The 16038-nt window shown below is 73.7% G+C and carries 13 protein-coding genes; 3 read left to right on the top strand and 10 right to left on the bottom strand.

All coding sequences use genetic code 11. The annotated features are described in order from the left end of the window. Positions 1 to 283 precede the first annotated feature (283 nt). On the top strand, positions 284 to 1123 hold the full coding sequence (locus tag ECOMGDLI_RS05115) for an acyl-CoA thioester hydrolase/BAAT C-terminal domain-containing protein (RefSeq protein WP_088314636.1): 840 nt from the start codon (positions 284 to 286) through the stop codon (positions 1121 to 1123). Positions 1124 to 1155: 32 nt separating this feature from the next. Here ECOMGDLI_RS05115 and ECOMGDLI_RS05110 read toward each other — a convergent pair whose 3' ends face one another. The 7 genes from ECOMGDLI_RS05110 to ECOMGDLI_RS05080 all read right to left on the bottom strand — a co-directional run bounded on the left by ECOMGDLI_RS05110 (position 1156) and on the right by ECOMGDLI_RS05080 (position 10887). Then, a complete protein-coding gene (locus ECOMGDLI_RS05110) occupies positions 1156 to 2433 on the bottom strand; it encodes an ABC transporter permease (protein WP_088314633.1) in 1278 nt (425 codons plus the stop codon). A gap of 62 nt (positions 2434 to 2495) precedes the next feature. Further along, a partial coding sequence (locus ECOMGDLI_RS05105) for an ABC transporter permease (protein ID WP_369812716.1) occupies positions 2496 to 3647 on the bottom strand: 1152 nt, incomplete at its 3' end. A gap of 11 nt (positions 3648 to 3658) precedes the next feature. After that, positions 3659 to 5287 carry an ABC transporter ATP-binding protein gene (locus ECOMGDLI_RS05100; RefSeq protein WP_088314626.1) on the bottom strand — a complete coding sequence of 543 codons (1629 nt, stop codon included), beginning with the start codon at positions 5285 to 5287 and terminating at the stop codon, positions 3659 to 3661. A 147-nt stretch (positions 5288 to 5434) separates the two neighbouring features. Beyond that, positions 5435 to 6493, bottom strand: a complete 1059-nt coding sequence (locus ECOMGDLI_RS05095) for a BMP family protein (protein ID WP_198954566.1) — start codon at positions 6491 to 6493, stop codon at positions 5435 to 5437. 252 nt (positions 6494 to 6745) lie between these two features. Next, on the bottom strand, positions 6746 to 7942 hold the full coding sequence (locus tag ECOMGDLI_RS05090; RefSeq protein WP_198954565.1) for an amidohydrolase: 1197 nt from the start codon (positions 7940 to 7942) through the stop codon (positions 6746 to 6748). Between the two features lie 89 nt (positions 7943 to 8031). Further along, positions 8032 to 9615: a methylmalonyl-CoA mutase gene (locus ECOMGDLI_RS05085; RefSeq protein ID WP_088314644.1), complete on the bottom strand. Its 1584-nt coding sequence runs from the start codon at positions 9613 to 9615 to the stop codon at positions 8032 to 8034. 102 nt (positions 9616 to 9717) lie between these two features. Continuing rightward, a complete protein-coding gene (locus ECOMGDLI_RS05080) occupies positions 9718 to 10887 on the bottom strand; it encodes a mannose-1-phosphate guanylyltransferase (protein ID WP_369812715.1) in 1170 nt (389 codons plus the stop codon). Between the two features lie 87 nt (positions 10888 to 10974). On the opposite strand from ECOMGDLI_RS05080, the gene ECOMGDLI_RS05075 reads away from it, so the two are divergent. Beyond that, positions 10975 to 12699: a D-alanyl-D-alanine carboxypeptidase family protein gene (locus ECOMGDLI_RS05075; RefSeq protein ID WP_088314613.1), complete on the top strand. Its 1725-nt coding sequence runs from the start codon at positions 10975 to 10977 to the stop codon at positions 12697 to 12699. Positions 12700 to 12812: 113 nt separating this feature from the next. Next, entirely contained in the window at positions 12813 to 13151 is a 339-nt protein-coding gene (locus ECOMGDLI_RS05070) for a VOC family protein (protein ID WP_198954564.1), read from the top strand. Positions 13152 to 13168: 17 nt separating this feature from the next. Here ECOMGDLI_RS05070 and ECOMGDLI_RS05065 read toward each other — a convergent pair whose 3' ends face one another. From ECOMGDLI_RS05065 to trpS, 3 genes are read right to left on the bottom strand one after another with little or no spacing between them, the layout of a single operon-like run. After that, positions 13169 to 14326, bottom strand: a complete 1158-nt coding sequence (locus tag ECOMGDLI_RS05065; protein ID WP_088314611.1) for a YihY/virulence factor BrkB family protein — start codon at positions 14324 to 14326, stop codon at positions 13169 to 13171. Positions 14327 to 14333: 7 nt separating this feature from the next. Continuing rightward, a complete protein-coding gene (locus ECOMGDLI_RS05060; RefSeq protein WP_233149767.1) occupies positions 14334 to 14930 on the bottom strand; it encodes a 2'-5' RNA ligase family protein in 597 nt (198 codons plus the stop codon). Between the two features lies 1 nt (position 14931). Continuing rightward, positions 14932 to 15960 (bottom strand): tryptophan--tRNA ligase, encoded by a 1029-nt coding sequence (gene trpS / locus ECOMGDLI_RS05055; protein WP_088314638.1) that lies wholly within the window; start codon positions 15958 to 15960, stop codon positions 14932 to 14934. Between the last annotated feature and the right edge of the window lie 78 nt (positions 15961 to 16038).

The raw sequence follows: 16038 nt of genomic DNA, 5'->3' as shown, positions 1-16038 counted from the left end.
CCGTCCCCCGAGCCGCTCAGGCTCCCGCCCTGTACCGTTCCCGGCCCGCTGATGCCGGGATATCGGTACACAGCGGGAGCCTGAGCGGTCCGCGTGTGCGCTGTATCGACTCCGACCGCCGCTCCCCGGGTCGGGAGGTCGCGGAGACAGCGCGCCGATGTGGTCCCACCTCGCCGCCGGCGATGCTCGGGCTCGGTACCGGAATCCGGGCCGCAAGCACTGCAGAGCGGTACCGGCCGCGAGCATCGCCGGTCGGGGCGGCGGGCGGGCCTACGGTGGAGCCATGTGTGCGTCGTCCGACCGGCCCGACGAGGCCCTCGCCCGTCCGGACGCGGGGACGGCGACCGGCGTCGGCGTCCTCGTGCTCGCCGGGTCGAGCGGGCGGGTCGAGACGCAGCGGGTCCGGCTGCTCGCCGCGGCGGGCGCGGTCGCGTCGTCCGTGCGCTGGTTCGGCGGCGCGGGGCAGCCGCCGGGGATCTGCGAGGTGCCGCTCGAGACGTTCACCGCCGCGCTCGACCGGCTCGCGCCGGAGTGCGACCGGCTCGCCGTCATCGGCACCTCGAAAGGCGCCGAGGCGGCGCTGCTCCTCGCCGCGCACGACCGGCGGGTCGCCGTCGTCGCGGCGTTCGCGCCGACGCACGTCGTCTGGGCGAACGTCGGGGCGGGGACCGACGGGCGGGACCGGCCGCAGCGCTCGTCGTGGACGCTGCGCGGGACGCCGCTGCCGTTCGTCCCCTACACCGACGACTGGGAACCGGACACCGACCCGCCCGCGTACCGCGGCGCCTACGAGGCGAGCCTCGAGCGCTACCCGGGCCAGGTCGAGCGGGCCGCGGTCGGGGCCGAGCGGATCCGCGGCGACGTGCTCCTCGTCGCCGGTGAGCAGGACGCCGTGTGGCCCGGCGCCGACTGGGCGCGGCGCATCGCCGACCGCCGGGCCGAGCACGGCCTCCCGACGACCCTCGTCGTCGAGCCCGGCGCCGGGCACCGCGCCCTGCTGCCCGGGGAGACCAGACCGGAGGTCTCCAGGCCGCTCGCCTACGGCGGGTCGGACGACGCCGACCGCCGGCTCGGCGAGCGGGCCTGGACCGAGCTCGTGCGGATGCTGCCGCTGCGGCCCTGAGCCTGACCCGGCCCCCGTGGGGGTCGGGCCGGCTACTTGGCGGTGCCTCTTCGGTAGACCAGCCCGTCGGCCGCCGGCATCCGCAACCGTTGTGACGCCAGGGCGAGCACGAGCAGCGTCGTCACGTACGGGGTCGCCGTCGTGAACTGCTGCGGCACGGTGTCGGTGAGCAGGTACAGCGCGAGGACGAGCGCGGCGACGACGAGAGAGGCCGCGCCCCCGACGACCTTGCGGCTGTACAGCAGCCACCCGCCGAAGAGCGCCAGCCCGATCGCGAGCGCGAGGAAGAGCGCGTGGACGCTCGTCTCGCCCTGCCGCAGCTGGAGCGCGTCGGTGAACCCGAACAGACCCGCACCCGCGAGCAGCCCGCCCGGCCGCCAGTTGCCGAAGATCATCGCAGCGAGGCCGATGAAGCCGCGGCCACCGGTCTGGCCCTCGCGGTAGAAGTTCGACGCGACGAGCGACAGGAAGGCACCGCCGAGACCGGCGAAGCCGCCGGAGATGACGACCGCGAGGTACTTGTAGAGGTACACGTTCACGCCGAGCGACTCGGCGGCGTACGGGTTCTCGCCGCACGACCGCAGCCGCAGGCCGAACCTCGTCCGCCACAGCACGAACGCGGTCGCCGGCACGAGCAGGACGCCGAGCAGGGTCACCCAGGACACGCCGGTGACGAAGCCGCCGAGCACCCCGGCCACGTCGGACACGAGGAACCAGTGGTGCCCCTCGACGGAGAGCAGTGCGTCGGACAGCCCCGGCACGGTGAACTTGCCCGGCTGCTCGATCTGCGGGCTCTGCGTGACGCCGCCGCCCTCGGACCCGGTGAAGATCAGGGCCGACAGGAACCGGGCGATGCCCGGGCCGAGCAGGTTGATCGCGACACCGGAGACGATGTGGTCGACGCCGAACGTCACCGTGGCGACCGCGTGCACGAGGCCGCCGAGCGCACCGCCGGCGATCCCGGCGAGAAGCCCGACCCAGGGGCCGTAGTTCAGCGCACCGTAGGCACCGCACCAGGTCCCGAGCACCATCATGCCCTCGAGGCCGATGTTCACGACGCCCGCGCGCTCGGACCACAGACCGGCGAGGCCCGCGAGCAGGATCGGCACCGCGAGCCGCAGCGCCGCGCCGGCGGTGCCGGACGACGTGATGTCGTTCGCGCCGGACAGCTGGCGGGTGACCGACAGGATGACGAGGACCGCGACCACCGCGTAGACGGCCGTCCGGGCACCGGACCGCCGGGCGGGCGTGTGCTCCGGGGCGTGCACGACGGCGCCCTCGACCCCGGCGCGCTCGTTCGTCAGGCTCATCGCTCCCCTCCCGTGTCTGCGGTGGCGGTGGCGGGCGGGGCGGCGGGCGTCGCGGCGTTCTNTTCCTGTCGGCCCTGATCTTCACCGGGTCCGAGGGCGGCGGGCGGCGCGGCGTTCTCCGTCGACATGACGCGCCGCTGCTCGGTGGCCACCCCGATCCGGCGGACGATCTCGTAGGCGACGACGACCGCGAGGACGACGGCGCCCTGCATGATCGTCACGATCTCCTTGGGGATGCTCTCGATGTCGAGGATCTGGTTCGACACGTCGAGGAAGCCCCAGAGCACCGACGCGAACGCGATGCCGACGGGGTTGTTCCGGCCGAGCAGGGCGATCGCGATGCCGGTGAACCCGATGCCCGCGGGGAAGTCCTGGCTGCCGAAGGAGTGCGCGGCGCCCAGCAGGATCGGCATCCCGACCAGGCCGGCGACGGCGCCGGAGAGCAGCATCGACGTGAGGACCATCCGCTTGACGTCGACCCCGGACGCGACGGCGGCGGGCTCGCTGCTGCCGGTGGCCCGCAGGTCGAAACCGAAGCGGGTGCGGGACAGGACGAACCAGTAGAGGACGCCGACGAGCCCGGAGATGACGATGAACCCGTAGATCTCGCCGAACACGACCGTCTGGCTGCCGCCGGTCGGGATGCCGCTCCACGTGAAGCCCGGGAACCAGCCGGACTCGGGGATGGTCCTCGTGCGCACGACGTTGTTCTCGAGGATCGCGAACACCTGCGGCGTGACGGCCCAGGCGACGATCGCGCCACCGATGAAGTTCAGCATGATCGTCGAGATGACCTCGCTGACGCCCCGGTACACCTTGAGCAGGCCCGCGATCCCCGCCCAGAGCGCGCCGACGACGACCGCGACGACGACGATGACGAGGATGTGCAGCGGCTTGGGCAGCGTGAGCGTCGCCCCGACGACGGCGGCGGCCATCGCGGCGATCCGGTACTGGCCGTCGACGCCGATGTTGAAGAGGTTCATCCGGAACCCGATCGCCACCGCGAGGGCGGAGAGGAAGTAGCCGGACGCCTTGTTGAGGATGTTCACGACCTGGGCCGGCTCGGTGCCGTACTCCCACATCCGCTGGAACGCCAGGGCCGGGCTGTGCCCGGCGACGACGAGGACCACGGACGACAGCGCCGCGGCCACGACGAGGGCGACGACCGGCGCGAGCACCGCGAGCCCCGTCTTGCGCGGGTCGAACCGCGGCAGGAACCGCTCCATCAGGCGTCGCTCCCCTCGGCGGCCGCAGCGCCGTCCGTGTCGTGGGCCGTCCCCGGCTTCGCGCCGGTCGCGCCGGTCGCGCCGGCACCGGTCATCGCCGAGCCCAGGTCCTCGGGCGTGACCGTCGCCGGGTCGGCGTCGGCGACGAGCCGGCCGCGCAGGATGACCTTGAGGCTGTCGGACAGGCCGATGAGCTCGTCGAGGTCGGCGCTGATGAGCAGGACGGCGAGCCCTTCGGCGCGGGCCCGGCGCAGGTGGTCCCAGATCGCCGCCTGGGCGCCGACGTCGACGCCGCGCGTCGGGTGCGCCGCGAGCAGCAGCCGCGGGCTGCCCGACATCTCGCGCCCGACGATGAGCTTCTGCTGGTTGCCGCCGGACAGCGCCGACGCCGTGACGTCGATGGACGGCGTCCGGACGTCGTAGTCCCGCACGATCCGCTCGGTGTCGGCGCGGGCGCCGCGCCGGTTGACGAGCGGTCCCCGGGCGTTCGGCGGGGAGGTCTGGTGGCCGAGCATCCGGTTCTCCCACAGCGGGGACTCCAGGAGCAGGCCCTGCCGGATCCGGTCCTCGGGGATGAACGCGACGCCCGCGGTGCGGCGCTCCCGGGTCGGGACGCCGACGAGGTCGCGGCCCTCGAGGACGACGCTCCCCTCGGCGGGCCGGATGCCCATGATCGCCTCGACGAGCTCGGCCTGGCCGTTGCCCTCGACACCCGCGATGCCGAGCACCTCGCCCGCGTGGATCGTCAGGGTCACGTCGTCGACGACGGGGCGGCCCTCGCGGTCGCGGACGGTGAGGCCCTTGACCTCGAGGACGGGGCGGTCGGTGACCGTGGACTCGCTCGTCTGCGGCGACGGCAGCTCGCTGCCGACCATGAGCTCGGCGAGCTTACGGGGCGTCACCTCGCTCGGGAGCACGGTCCGCACGGTCGTGCCGCGGCGGATGACCGTGATCTCGTCGGCGACCTTGAGCACCTCGTCGAGCTTGTGCGAGATGAAGATGACGGTGAGGCCCTCGGCCTTGAGCTCCTGGAGGGCGTCGAACAGCTCGTCGACCTCCTGCGGCACGAGGACGGCGGTCGGCTCGTCGAGGATCAGCGTCCGGGCGCCGCGGTAGAGCACCTTGAGGATCTCCACGCGCTGCCGCTCACCGACGCCGAGATCCTCGACGAGCGGGTCGGGGTCGACGTCGAGCCCGTACCGGTCGGAGATCTCGACGATCTTCTGCCGGGCGCCCTCGATGTCGAGCCGCCAGCCGCGGCGGGGCTCGCTGCCGAGGACGACGTTCTCGAGCACCGTGAGGTTGTCGGCGAGCTTGAAGTGCTGGTGCACCATGCCGATGCCGGCCTTGATCGCGTCGGCCGGCGTGTGGAAGGCGACCGGCGCACCGTCGACCTCGATGGTGCCCTCGTCGGGGCGCTGCATCCCGTAGAGGATCTTCATGAGCGTCGACTTGCCCGCGCCGTTCTCGCCGACGATCGCGTGCACCGTGCCGCGCGCGACCTTGAGCGTGACGTCGGAGTTCGCGACGACGCCGGGGAACCTCTTCGTGATGCCGTTCAGCTCGACCGCAGGCACGGTCGTGGCGGGTCCGGCGGTCGTGGTGGACCGCTCGGGGTGCTCGCTCATGGGCCTCCTTGCGCCGTCACGGGTCACCGTCGTCGACGGCGCGTGGAACGACGACGACGGGCCCGGGGGAACCGTAGCGCCCCTGGGCCCGTCGCGTGCTGTCAGATCATGACCACCCCGGACGGCTCGCGCCGTCCGGGGCACAGGTCACTTGGTCGGCTCGGCCGGGACCGTGATCTCGCCGGAGACGATCTTCGCCTTGTACTCGTCGAGCTTGGTGGCGATGTCGTCGACCTGGCCGCCGGACGTCGAGTAGCCGACGCCGTCCTTCTTCAGGTCGAAGGTCTGGACGCCGGTGAGCGGCGCCCCGTCCTTGAACGACTTGATGAAGTCGAACACCGCGACGTCGACGCGCTTGAGCATCGAGGTCATGATGACCGGCTGGAGGTCGGCCGCGGCCGTCTGGTACTGGTCGCTGTCGACGCCGATGGCGAGCGTCTTCTTGGCCTTCGCGGACTGGAAGACACCGGTGCCGGAGCCGCCGGCTGCCGCGAAGATGATGTCCGCGCCCGCGTCGTACATGCCGTTCGCGGTCTCGGTGCCCGCCGCCGGGTCGTTGAATCCCTTGCAGTCCGGCGGGTTCGACAGGTACTTGACCTGGACCTTGATGTCCGGCTTGACGGCCTTGGCGCCGGCGGTGAAGCCCGCCTCGAACTTCTGCAGGAGCGGGATGAGGCAGCCACCGATGTAGCCGACGTTGCCCGTCTTGCTCTTGAGGGCGGCCGCCGCACCGACGAGGTACGAGCCCTCGTTCTCGGCGAAGACGAGGCCGGTCACGTTCGGCGCACCCTCGACCACGGAGTCGACGACACCGAACTGCGTGTTCGGGAACTTCGCCGAGACGCTCTTCAGGGCGGTGCCGTAGAGGAACCCGACCGCGATGACCGGGTTGTAGCCGGCCTGCGCGAGCAGCGTGAGGCGGGCCTCCTTGTCGGCGTCCGTCTCGCCCTGGGTCGCCGAGAGCTCCTTGATCTCGACCCCGAGCTCGGCCTTGGCCTTGTCGAGGCCGGCGGCGGCGGCGTCGTTGAACGACTTGTCGCCGCGGCCGCCGATGTCGTAGGCCAGGCCGACCTTGAGCGCCGGGGCGCTCGAGGTCGTCGCGGCCGGGGAGCCGGACTCGGTGGTCGTGCCGCCACCGGAGCTGCTGCCGCCACACGCGGCCAGCGCGAGCGCGGCGGTCGCGACCACCGCGGCAAGCTTCGTCACCCGACGCAAGGGTGTCTCCTTAAGACTCGGGGTGTCGCGCCGTCCGCGCCGCAAAGCCGTGGGCCCCGGGCGGTCCGTCGCGTCGTTTATGCGCCCGACCCTAGTGGCCGCAGGTGACCCGCAGGGGGTTCCGGGGCACGGGGTGGCCGAACTGTGACCACCACAACTGACGGTTCGACCCGGCGCCGATCAGCACAACCTGCCAGCGCGGGTCGGGCAAGGGGACGTTCCCGACACGCCGGGCGCCGCGGGTCAGCCCAGGCCCGGCTCGCCGAGCGCCCGGACCGCCGCCGCCCCGAGCACCCGGGCCCCGACGAGGACCGCGCGCTCGTCGGCGTCGAAGTCGCTCTGGTGGAGGTCGTAGGTCCGGCCGCCCGGCGTGCGGGTGCCCAGGCGGAGCATCGCCCCGCGGACCTTCTCGAGCATCCAGGCGAAGTCCTCGCCGCCGAGGCTCTGCTCGGCGAGGGTCACCGTGCCGGGCCCGAGCTCGGCGAGCACGGCCTCCTCGACGACGAGCACGGCCTCCGGGTCGTTCACCGTCGGCGGGACGCCGCGCACGACCGTGACGTCGGCGCGGACGCCGTACGGCCGGACCACCTCGTGGACGACCTCGGTGACGAGGGCGCCGGCCTGCGCCCAGACGGTCGAGTCGAGGCAGCGCAGGGTGCCGTGCACCTCGCCCGTGCGCGGGATGACGTTGGACGCCCCGCCCGCGACGATGCGGCCCCAGACCATGGCGACACCGGCCCGCGGGTCGAGCCGGCGGGTGAGGATCGCCGGCACCTGGGTGACGACCTGCGCGAGCGCGAAGACGAGGTCCTCGGTGAGATGCGGGCGCGAGGTGTGGCCGCCGCTGCCGTGCAGACGCACGTGGACGGCGTCCGAGGCGGACGTGATGGGACCGGGCCGGGTCGCGACCGTGCCGACGTCGTTGCCCGGGTCGCAGTGCAGCGCGAACGCGCGGTCGACGCCGTCCAGGGCCCCGGCGGCGAGGACGTCGAGGGCACCCCCGGGGTGCACCTCCTCGGCGGGCTGGAAGACGAGGCGCACCCGCCCCGGCAGCAGGCCGAGGGCGTCGAGGTCGGCGAGGGCGAGCCCGGCGCCGAGGACCGCGGTGGTGTGGACGTCGTGGCCGCAGGCGTGCGAGACGCCGTCCACGGTCGAGCACCACTCCCGGCCGCACTCGTCGGGCAGCGGCAGCGCGTCGAGGTCGGCGCGCAGCGCGACGACGGGCCGGCCGAGGCCGCCGTCCCGGCCCACGTCGCAGACGACACCGGTGCCGGGCAGCAGCTCGGGCTGCAGCCCCGCGCGCTGCAGCCGCTCGGCGACCCGCTGGGTGGTGCGGAACTCGTGGCGGCCGAGCTCGGGGTGCGCGTGCAGGTCGCGGCGGAACGCGACGAGCTCGTCGGCGTAGGGCGCGAGGACTGGGGCGAGGGTCTGCGTGGACACGGTGATTTCAGGCTAGACCTGTGACGTCGTTCACGTGCCGCGCACACGTCAACTCCGTGTCGCGGTCTTGTAACGCGCTTCCTGGAGCGTCAGAAGGAGTCGGCCGGGACGTAGGTGCCCCAGACGCCGCGCAGCGCGTGGCAGACCTCGCCGACGGTCGCCTTCGCGGCGAGCGCCTCCTTCATGGGGTAGAGCACGTTGTCGGTGCCCTCGGCCGCGGCGCGCAGCGCGTCGAGCGCCTTCTCGACGGCGGCGTTGTCGCGCTCGGACCGCAGCCGGGCGAGCGCCTCGCGCTGCTGGGCCTCGATCGTCGGGTCGACGCGCAGCGGCTCGTACGGCTCGTCGGTGTCGATCGTGTACTTGTTGACCCCGACGATCGTGCGGTCGCCGTCGTCGATCTGCTGGGCGATCGCGTACGCGGAGCGCTCGATCTCCTCCTTCTGGAAGCCCTGCTCGATCGCGGCCACGGCGCCGCCGCGGTCCTCGACGGCCTGGATCAGGGCGAGGATCTCGGTCTCGAGCGCGTCCGTGAGCGACTCGACGACGTACGACCCGGCGAACGGGTCGACGGTCTTCGTCACGTCGGTCTCGTAGGCGATGACCTGCTGCGTGCGCAGCGCGAGCCGGGCGGCCTTCGTCGTCGGCAGCGCGATCGCCTCGTCGTAGGAGTTCGTGTGCAGCGACTGCGTCCCGCCGAGGACGGCGGCCAGCCCCTGGAGCGCGACGCGCACGAGGTTGACCTCGGGCTGCTGCGCTGTGAGCTGGACGCCCGCGGTCTGGGTGTGGAACCGCAGCATCTGCGACTTGGGGTTCGTCGAGCCGAACTCGTCGCGCACGATCTTCGCCCAGACCCGGCGCGCGGCCCGGAACTTCGCGACCTCCTCGAGGAGCGTCGTCCGCGCCACGAAGAAGAAGGACAGCCGGGGGCCGATGTCGTCGACGCCGAGCCCGGCGGCCTGCGCGGCGCGGATGTACTCCTTGGCGTTCGCCAGCGTGAAGGCGACCTCCTGCGCGGGCGTCGCCCCGGCCTCGGCCATGTGGTAGCCCGAGATGGAGATCGTGTTCCAGCGGGGCAGCTCCTCGCGGCAGTAGGCGAAGATGTCACTGATGAGCCGCAGGGACGCCTTCGGCGGGAAGATGTACGTGCCGCGGGCGATGTACTCCTTGAGGACGTCGTTCTGGATCGTCCCGGTGAGCTTCGAGCCCTCGATGCCCTGCTCGGCCGCGACGAGCTGGTAGAGCAGGATGAGGACGGCGGCCGGGGCGTTGATCGTCATGGACGTCGAGATCTGGTCGAGCGGGAGCCCGCCGAACAGCACGCGCATGTCCTCGATGGAGTCGATCGCGACGCCGACCTTGCCGACCTCGCCGGTGACCATCGGGTCGTCGGAGTCGTAGCCCATCTGCGTCGGCAGGTCGAAGGCGACCGAGAGGCCGCCGGTGCCCGCGGCGACGAGCTGGTGGTAGCGCTCGTTGGACTCCTTGGCCGCGCCGAAGCCGGCGTACTGGCGCATCGTCCACGGGCGGCCGGTGTACATCGAGGGGTAGACACCGCGGGTGAACGGGTACTCCCCCGGGACGCCGAGCTGCACCGCGGGGTCGAAGCCCGCCAGGGCGTCGGGGCCGTAGAGCGGCTCCATCGGCAACCCGGACTCGGTCCTCGCGTCAGTCATCCCGACCTCCTCGTCGCGGGCGGCGCACACCCGCCGCACCCTGGTCGAGGCTACCGAGAGGCCCCAGGCCGCACCCGGGACCAACCGGTGTCCCCGCTCACATCACGTGAGCTCGTGGCGTCCCTCGGACTTGAGCCGGTCGACGATCGCCTTGACCGCCTGGGCGTGCGCGCGCGTCGTCACGAGGACGGCGTCCGGGGTGTCCACGACGACGACGTCCTCGAGACCGATGACGGCGATGACCCGGCCGGACGACGGGACGACGAACCCGCCGGCGTGCGCGGACAGCACGTGGGCGCCGTCCCCGAGGACCGAGACCCGGAAGTCCCCGGACGCGGTGCTCGTGCCGCCGCCCTCGCTGCCCGCGGTCTCGGCGACGAGGTCCGCGAGCGCGGCGAAGTCGCCGACGTCGTCCCAGCCGAGGGCGGCGGGCACGACGGCGACCCGGCCCGCGGCGGCTGCCGGCTCGGCGAGCGCGTAGTCGATGGCGACCTTCTCCAGGGTCGGCCAGACCTCGGCGAGGACGGCGTCCCGGCGGTCGGTGTCCCAGGCCGCGGCGATGGTCTCCAGGCCGGCGGCGAGACCGGGGCGGAACTGCGCGAGCAGGTCGAGCAGGACGTCGGCGCGGGCGACGAACATGCCGGCGTTCCAGCGGTACGTGCCCTCGGCGAGGTAGGCGGCGGCGGTCGCCGCGTCCGGCTTCTCGACGAACCGCTCGACGACGTGCGCGGACGGCGCACCGTCGACGCCGAGCGGGGCCCCGAGCCTGATGTAGCCGAACGCCGTCGACGGGTGGTCGGGCTCGATGCCGATCGTCACGACGTAGCCGGCGCCCGCGGCGGCGACCGCCTCGCCGACCGCGGCGTGGAACGCGGGGACGTCCCGGATCACGGCGTCGGCGGCGAACGAGCCGACGACGGCGTCCGGGTCGCGGCGGCGCACGACGGCGGCTGCGAGGCAGATCGCGGCCGTCGAGTCGCGCGGCGACGGCTCGGCGAGCAGGTTGCCGGCGGGCAGGGCGTCGAGCTGGCCCGCGACGGCCTTCGCGTGCGCGGCCCCGGTGACGACGAGGACGCCGTCCGTGCCGGTGAGCGGCACGAGCCGGTCCCAGGTCTGCTGCAGGAGGGTGCGCCCGCTCCCGGTGAGGTCGAGGAGGAACTTCGGGTGTCCCGCGCGGGACAGCGGCCAGAGCCGGGTCCCCGCACCGCCCGCGGGCACGATCGCGAAGAAGCCGGCCCGTCCGCCACCAGACGTGTCAGTCACGGGACCCACCGTAGTGGCGGGGCGCGACCGGTGCCGGTGGTGTGCACAGGACGTGATGGCGGGCACGCGCACGGCCGGACGGGTTAGCCTCGGTCCGTGGGGAGGGGCCTGGTGGCGCGCGCCGCCGTCCGCACCGCCGCCGCCGCGGCGGTGCTCGGGCTGCTCGTGCTGCCCGCGGCCGGTCCGGCGGACGCCGCGACGACGACCCCGACCACCCCCGCCGTCCGCCCGACGACGCCCGCAGGCCCGCCCGCGGTGCCGGCCAAGCCGCCCCGCTGCGCGAACGCCATCCAGGTCGTCGTCGGCACCGCGACGTCACCGCCCACCCCGCTGCCGCGCCCGACGTCAGCCGTCGGCGGAGCGGCGCTGTCCGCCCCCGGCGTCCAGGTCTCGGTGCCGCCGGGTGCCGCGCAGCCGCCCGTGCTGCCGGCTGCGGCGTGGGTCGTCGCCGACGCCACGACCGGTGCCGTCGTCGCGTCGTGCAACGCGCACGTCCCCTTCATGCCGGCGAGCACGATCAAGATCCTCACCGCGCTGGCGCTCGAGGCCAAGGTGGACCCGAGGTCGACGTACGTCGCTCTCGCGGCGGACGCCCGGGCGGACGGCACGAAGGTGGGGCTCTCCCCCGGGTCGACGTACACCGGTGACGACCTGTGGCACGGCCTGCTCATGGCGAGCGGGAACGACGCCGCGCACGCCCTCGCCGACCTCGCCGGCGGCCCGACGGCGTCCGCGGAGCTCATGGCCGCGGAGGCCCGCAGGCTCGGCGCCCTGGACACCGTGCCGGTGAACACGAGCGGCCTCGACGCCCCCGGCCAGGTCACGAGCGCGTACGACCTCGCGCTCCTCGGCCGGGCCGCGCTGCGCCGTCCGTACCTCGCGAAGATCATGACGACCCGGACGTACGCCTTCCCCGGCAAGGGGATCGGGAACGGCAAGGCGCGCAAGCGGTTCCAGATCCAGAACCACAACCGGCTCCTCGGCAGCTACACGGGCGCGACCGGGGTGAAGAACGGGTACACGGTCAAGGCCGGCGGCTCGTTCGTCGGGGCCGCGACCCGCGGCGGCCGCTCGTACGTCGTCACGGTGCTGCGCGCCGACGGCCGGACGTCGGAGATGGCCCGGCAGCTGCTCGACTGGGCGTTCGCCACCGCCGCGACCGCGCAGCCGGTCGGGCGGCTCGTGAGCCCCGAGGACGTCGCCGCGGGCCGGCTCGGGGACGGCGGCACGCCCGGCGCGACGCTCAGCCCCGGCGCGACACCGACCGTTCCCGGTGCGGTGACCCCGACGTTCGGGCAGGTCACGACGCCGCCGCCCGCCCCGTCGTCCACCGCGCTGCCGACGCTCGGCGCGGACACCGGCACGGCCGGCTCGACCGCGGACGCCTGGGCGGCGGGGGTGGTCCTCGGGGCGGTCGCGGCCTTCAGCCTCGTCAGCGCGGTCCTCGTGCTGCGGCGGGCCCGGCTGCGGCAGGCCGAGGGGGACACGATCGTGCCCGGGCTGCTGCTGCGGCGGCTCGGGGGGCGCGGGGCGAAGCCGGGCGACCCCGTCGCCGACAAGGACGGGCAGAGCGGGGCCGAGGGGTCCGGGAGCGCCGACGGCAAGGACGCCGCGGCCGGGGAGCGCACCGGCGCCGGGGCGGCGGACACGAAGGACACCTCGAAGGACGACACCAAGGACGACGCGAAGGACCGGAGCACCGACGGCGCAGCGCCGCCCAGGAGCGAGCCGACGTCGGCGCCGGCCGGTGCCGCGGCCGGCAAGGCGTTCCCGGAGCTCGAGGGCCTCGGGCTGTCCGATCCCGGGTCCTCGAAGGGCTGACCCGACGTCACGATCCGCGACCCGGTGAGGAACGGTGTGCTCTCCGGGTGTCTGGGCCCCCGTCCGAGCCCATGTGTCGGCATTCGTGCCGGGCGGGTCGTAGCCTCGGCCGCATGCTGGCCTCGTTCATCAAGTCGGTGACCTTCGACTGCCGGGACGCCCTCGTGGCCGCACGGTTCTGGGCGGCGGCGCTCGGGTCCACCGTCGACGAGGACGCCACCGCGGACAAGGCCTACGTCGAGGCGCCGGGGTGGGGCGGCCCGAACCTGTGGTTCGTCCGGGTGCCGGAGCCCAAGACCGCGAAGAACCGGGTGCACTTCGACCTGCGGGCGCCCGGACCGATCCCCGACGAGGTCGAGCGCCTCGTCGGGCTGGGTGCCGTCGTGGTCCGCACGTCCGACGACCTGGTCGTCCTGCAGGACCCGGACGGCAACGAGTTCTGCGTCGAGTAGGCGGGCCGCTGCCGGGCTCAGTCGCGGACGGCGTCCACGACCGCGCGGACCGCACCCCTGGCCACCCTGGCGGCCGACGCGGCGGCGACGCCGAGGACGACCCCGGCGGCCAACGTCGTGCGGTCGGCCGCGCGGACCCCGTAGGTCGGGGTCCTGGCCGTGACCGCCGCCTGGCGGGCGCGGGCGGCGACGACGGCCCGCGGGCCGCGGGCAGCGCTGTCCTGGCCGGCGTCGGCACCGTCCGCGTCGTCCGCGCCGTCCGGGTCCGCAGCGGCGGCCGCGGCGCCCGGCAGCTCCGGCAGCTCACCGGCCTCGGCCGCCCGGGTCGCGGACCAGGACGCGGCGAGCAGCGTGAGCCGGCCGACGAGGTTCATCCACACGAGCAGACCGACGACGACCGCGAACGCGGCGAGGAACCGGCGCGCTGCGGACAGCTCACCGAGCAGCACCCCGCCGAAGACCTTGAGCAGGCCGAGCGCGACCCCGCCGGCGAGCGCGCCCTGCCACAGGTGCCGCAGCGGGACGGCCACCCCGGACAGCCCGCGGAAGAGCAGCAGGAAGATCCCGGTGTCGACGGCGAGGATCGCGAGCGCGCTGAGCACCCGCACGAGCGGGCCGGCCCCGGTCACGCCGTCGAGCCCCAGCCAGCCGAGGACGGCGTGCGACGCGGTCGAGACGACGACGCTCGCGACCGCGGAGACGAGCACCGCGAGCCCGAACGTCGCCAGGGTGCCGATGTCGCGCACCTTCGACAGCAGCGGGTTGCCGCCGCCCGGCCGGCCGAAGACCGCCCGGATCCCCTGCCGCATCGCGTCGAGCCACCCGAGCCCGGTGAAGAGGAGGATGACGAACCCCGTGACGGCGCTGAACGTCAGCGCGCTGGACTGCACGAGGTCACCGACGTAGACCAGCCCGTCGTCCGGCTCGAGCCCGATGACCGTCGTGCCGAGCGCCTTGTTCACGTAGTTCGCGAGCTCGGTCTGCAGCGCGCTGTCCCGCCCGAGGACGAGCCCGAGGACCGTGAACCCGATCGCCAGCGCGGGGAACACCGAGAAGAACGCGAAGTAGGCGATGCCACCGGCGAGGACGTTGCCGCGCGCGTCCGAGTAGCGGGTCCAGACCCGGCCGGCGAACGTCGCCCGCCAGCGGGCGTTGAGGTCGGCGAGCGTCTTCACGGGCGGCTCACCCGCCGCCGCCCCCGAAGGCGAAGCGCCGCTTCGGCCGCCACACGCCGTCCGTCCCGTGCTCGAAGAGCCCGAAGCTGTCCACGAGGAACGAGCACTCGAAGTCGGCCAGCGCGGACAGCGCCCGGTCGAGCGAGGGGTCGTCGACGTCGTGCGCGACGGTCACGTGGGGGTGGAACGGGAACGCGAGCTCGCGGACGAGCGGCCCGGTCCGGACCCGCTGCTGGAGGATGTCGCAGGACGGCGCCCCGTGCGCGACCTTGACGAAGACGACCGACGACACCGGCCGGAACGTCCCGGTGCCCGACAGCCGCAGCCGGAACGGCTGCGCCCGGGTCGCGATCGTCTCCAGGTGCTTCTCGACGACGTCGAAGGTGCCGAGCTCGACGTCCGTCGGCGGCAGCAGCGTCACGTGCGGCGGGATGGCCCAGGCGACCGGGTCGCCGAACTCGGCACGCCAGTTCTGCAGCTCAGCGCCCCACGGGTGCGGGATGTCGATCGCGACCCCGATCGTCACGTTGCCGCTGCGCGGCATCCGTGTGATCGGCATGCTCATCGTCTGCCAGTCGTCCTCGACGTCGTCCGCGACGTTCACGTCAGCCCCTCCCGGGGAGGAAGCCGACGGCGTCGTACACGGCGGCGAGCCGGGCGGCGGCCACCTCGCGGGCCCGGTGCGCACCGTCCGCGAGGATGCCGTCGAGCCGGTCCGCGTCGGCGAGGAGGTCGTCGACCCGCGCCTTGAACGGCTCGGCGAAGCCGACGTAGACCTCGGCGACCTCCTTCTTGAGGTCGCCGTAGCCGGCACCGGCGAAGCGCTCCTCGAGGGCCTCGACGGTCGAGCCGCCGAGCGTCGCGAGGATCGTCAGGAGGTTCGAGACGCCGGGCTTGTTCTCCCGGTCGAAGACGACCTCGCGACCGGTGTCGGTGACCGCGGACCGGATCTTCTTCGCGGAGACCTTCGGGTCGTCGAGCAGGTTGAGGCACCCGGACCCGCCGAGGCTCTTGCTCATCTGCTTCGCGGGGTGCTGCAGGTCGAGGATCTTCGCCGTCGCCTTGACGATGTACGGCTCGGGGACGACGAACGTCGCGCCGAACCGGGTGTTGAACCGCTGGGCGAGGTCCCGGGTCAGCTCGAGGTGCTGGCGCTGGTCCTCGCCGACGGGCACCCGGGCCGCGTCGTACAGGAGGATGTCGCCGGCCTGGAGGATCGGGTAGGTGAACAGGCCCACCGACGCGCGCTCGGCGCCCTCGCGGGAGGACTTGTCCTTGAACTGGGTCATCCGGCCGGCCTCGCCGAAGCCGGTGAGGCACTGGAGCACCCAGCCGAGCTGGGCGTGCTCGGGCACCTGGCTCTGGACGAAGAGCACCGACCGCTGCGGGTCCACCCCTGCCGCGAGGAACTGCGCGGCCGTGAGCCGGGTGCGCTGCCGGAGCACGCCCGGGTCCTGCTCGACGGTGATCGCGTGCAGGTCGGCGACGAAGTAGAAGGCCTCGTGGCTGTCCTGCAGCGCCACCCAGTTCGTCAGCGCCCCGAGGTAGTTGCCCAGGTGCAGGGAGTCCGCCGTGGGCTGCATGCCCGACAGGAGTCGGGGGGTGTCCGTTCGGGGCTGGGCCGCGGCGCACATGGCGGCCATTCTGGCACCCCGGCACCCCCGGGACGGACCGGCCCGGACAACTCCCGCCCGGCCGGGTGCCGGGGCACC

The sequence above is a fragment of the Kineosporia sp. R_H_3 genome, from assembly GCF_002198675.1.
Lineage (GTDB): Bacteria > Actinomycetota > Actinomycetes > Actinomycetales > Kineosporiaceae > R-H-3.
The sequence above is the reverse complement of the archived record's forward strand: the minus strand, read 5'-3'. Positions and strand labels throughout refer to the sequence as shown.

Bases quoted from the DNA above. Each gene is read 5' to 3' on its own strand.
- trpS (WP_088314638.1), bottom strand. From the start codon at position 15,960: ATGTGCGCCGCGGCCCAGCCCCGAACGGACACCCCCCGACTCCTGTCG.
- ECOMGDLI_RS05070 (WP_198954564.1), top strand. From the start codon at position 12,813: ATGCTGGCCTCGTTCATCAAGTCGGTGACCTTCGACTGCCGGGACGCC.
- ECOMGDLI_RS05110 (WP_088314633.1), bottom strand. From the start codon at position 2,433: ATGAGCCTGACGAACGAGCGCGCCGGGGTCGAGGGCGCCGTCGTGCAC.
- ECOMGDLI_RS05085 (WP_088314644.1), bottom strand. From the start codon at position 9,615: ATGACTGACGCGAGGACCGAGTCCGGGTTGCCGATGGAGCCGCTCTAC.
- ECOMGDLI_RS05100 (WP_088314626.1), bottom strand. From the start codon at position 5,287: ATGAGCGAGCACCCCGAGCGGTCCACCACGACCGCCGGACCCGCCACG.
- ECOMGDLI_RS05115 (WP_088314636.1), top strand. From the start codon at position 284: ATGTGTGCGTCGTCCGACCGGCCCGACGAGGCCCTCGCCCGTCCGGAC.